Annotated in this window: 1 protein-coding gene; it reads left to right on the top strand. The window is 63.0% G+C overall.

Annotated elements, in window-relative coordinates; genetic code table 11:
• Positions 1 to 608: 608 nt before the first annotated feature.
• Positions 609 to 3,244 (top strand): DUF748 domain-containing protein (locus tag ABI213_RS02660; protein WP_348026002.1); only part of this gene is annotated, 2,636 nt, incomplete at its 3' end.

Raw genomic sequence — 3,244 nt, 5'->3', positions numbered from 1 at the left:
TTGTTCAATCCATTGGGGATCGATCAACGCGCTCAACTGATCCAGGCTTGGCGGGGTCCGCGCCAGTGTTTGCGACAACTCGCTTTGCAACCAACTCATAAAACAAAAAAGGGAACATGTTGAACACATTCCCTTTTTACTTTACGCACCTGGCTGTCTTAACTGACTGGCATTACGCGCAAGCGGCCTTTTTTACGTTTTGGGGCGCAATTGGTTGTTCTTTGTGGCGGGTGTTGTCAAGCACATTGGCTTAATCATGGGCTGCAAATGCATTGAAAGACACATTTGTATTCCCGCGCGGCTTGGATTAAATTGGCATTGCCTGTGCAAACAGGCGCTAACCGGTAGGAGCCAGTGCCACCTGACATTTTGCGATGGTGGGATGCAGCAGCCCCGGTCCTTAATGGAAGCAATCTCTTGCCTCCAACGCAATGGGGGACATCAATCTCTCCCTTGCAATCTCGACGGCATGAACCGCAAGTTCGCCGTCAAGCCCGGCAACCGATGCGAATCGGATGCCGGGCTTCTTGTTTTTGGCACGCCGTTCCCTCCACTAGGTGCACATCCGCTTGCAGACACTCCCTCGGTCTGGCGGCAAAATGGGCGCCATGACATTTTTTCAAAACAAGTGGTTGCGCCGGGCGGCGTGGGTGGTGGCCGGGGTGCTGGGGCTGTGGGCCATTACCTGGCTGGCGGTGCCAGCCTTGGTGAAATACGAGGTAGAAAAAGTCGGCAGCGCCACGCTGGGCCGGTCCGTCACGCTGGGCCGTGTTGATTTCCACCCCTGGACTTTGGTGTTGACGCTGGATGACCTGGCTATTGCGGGTGCCCAAGATGCCAAGCCCCAAGTCCACATCCAACGCATCCTGCTCGATGCCGCGCTGTGGCAGTCGCTGCGGCGGCTGGCCCCGGTGGTCGACGCGATTACGGTAGACCAGCCAACCATCCACGCCACCTACCTGGGCGATGGCCACTACGACTTTGACGATGTGCTGGCCAAGCTCAACACCCCGTCCGACAAGCCTGCGGGCGCACCCCCTAGCTTCGCCGTCTACAACATCGCCCTCACCGGCGGCGCGCTGGACCTGACCGATCAGACCCGCAAAACCACCCACACCTTGCGGGATGTGAACCTGACCCTGCCGTTTTTGAGCAACCTGGACTCGCAGCGCAGCATCCAGACCCTGCCGCACCTGGCCTTCAAGTTGAACGGCAGCAGCTTCGATTCCGCTGCCCAGTCCACGCCGTTCGCCCCCAGCCGCAAGACCGACGCGCAGATCCGCCTTGACCACTTCGACCTGGCCCCGTACCTGGCCTACCTGCCCGCCAGCCTGCCGGTGCAGTTGCAGGGCGCGGTGCTGAGTGCCGATCTGCAACTGGCTTTTGAAGAAACCCCCAAGATGTCGGTCAAGCTCAGCGGCACCGTGCAGGCCGACCAGCTCAAGATTGCCAACCCCCAGGGCGAGAAATGGCTGGCGCTGGACACGCTCAAGGTGACGCTGGACGAGCTGCGCCCGCTGGAGCAGAGTGTGAAGATCAGCGACATTACTCTCAGCGCCCCGGTGGTCGATTTGCGCCGTGACGCTGCGGGCAAGCTGCAATTCACCTCCCCGGCCACCCGCACAGAAACTACAAAAATAATAGCTGCCAGCGCAGGTGCATCCAGCGCCAGTGGCACAAAAGATGCTGAAAATGACGCGGGCTGGAAAGTCAGTGTCGCCAAGCTGGCCCTGCAAGACGGCACGCTGCGCTGGTCCGATGCCAGCACCCGCCCGGCCGCCGAGGTGGCTTTGCACGGCGTGGCGGTGGAGGCATCGGCCATTGCCTGGCCGTTCACCCTGCCGCTGCAGTTCACCGCCTCGGCGCAGGTCGATGGCGGCGGCACGGCCTCGGCAACACCTGCCGAATTGACACTGAAGGGCACCGCCACCGATGTGGAGGCCAACGTCGATGCCAGCTTGGGCGGCCTGCCGCTGGCCCTGGCCGCCCCGTACCTGGCCAACACCCTGGAGCCCCGGCTCAGTGGCCAGTTGGCGGCGGACCTGCAAGTCCAATGGCAGGCAGCGGGTGCGCTGCAGGTCACGGCCAAGCAGCTCACGCTGGACCGGCTGGCGCTGGGCGAAACCGGGGCGGACATGACCAAGGACAACACCAAAGTCAATACCAAAGACAGCGCCAAGAACAAGTCCAAGAGCCCAGCCGCTCCACCCGCCCTGTTCAGCCTGCGCCAGTTGCAGCTCAGCCAGGCGGTGGTCGATGTGACGGCGCAGCGCGTGCAGATCGGCAAGCTGGTGCTCACCGAGCCGCGCACCCAGGTGCAGCGCAGCACCGATGGCCACTGGATGTTTGAACGCTGGCTGAAAACCCCGGCGGCTAACGCCGAGACAAAGCCGTCCCCCGCCAAGCCTGCCAGTACACCCTGGGCTGTCAGCATTGCTGACCTGGCGTTGGAGGGTGGTGCGCTGTCCTTCCTCGACCAGTCCGCCTACCAGCCCGTGGCGGTGGACATCAGCGCCCTCAGCGTGCAGATGAAAGACCTGGTGCCCGGCAGCGCCAAAGCCTCGCCCCTGGCCATCAGCGCCCGCATCGGTGCGGAAAACACCCGCAACGTCGAGCCGGGGCGGCTGACCTACAAGGGCACGTTGGCGCTGCAACCGCTGGCCGCCGTGGGCCAGGTCGAGCTGCTGCACCTGCCGTTGCATGCCTTCGAGCCGTATTTCGGCGCGTCGCTGAACGTGGACATCGTGCGTGCCGACACCAGCTTCAAGGGCCAGGTGGCCTACACCGCCAGCCCGGCCGGTCCGGTGCTGAAGGTCAAGGGTGACGGCACGCTGGAAGATTTCCGCGCCAACAACGGGGTCGGCATGGTGGCTATCCAGGCTGCAGCGCCGAAAGCGGCCAGTTCCGCGCCGCTGGGTGCGGCAGCCTCGGCGGCGGCGGTGGCCGATGCCTCCAGCGAACAGGCCCTGCTGCGCTGGAAACTGCTGAACCTGCGAGGTCTGGACGTGTCCCTGTCGCCCGCCAGCCCCACCACGGTGGATGTCAAGGAAACCGCGCTCAGCGACTTCTACGCCCGCCTGGTGCTGAACGAAAACGGCCGCTTGAACCTGCAAGACCTGGTTAAGCCCAGTCCGGCAGACGCTGCTCCTGCTACTAATACCGTAGCTGCTAGTGCAGGTGCACTGGGCGCTAGTGCCCAAAAAGATGCTAAAAAAGAAGCGGATTCTGGTGGCGCGGTCGTCCG

The sequence above is a fragment of the Rhodoferax sp. genome (assembly GCF_039922535.1).
Lineage (GTDB): Bacteria > Pseudomonadota > Gammaproteobacteria > Burkholderiales > Burkholderiaceae_C > Rhodoferax_B.
The sequence above is the reverse complement of the archived record's forward strand: the minus strand, read 5'-3'. Positions and strand labels throughout refer to the sequence as shown.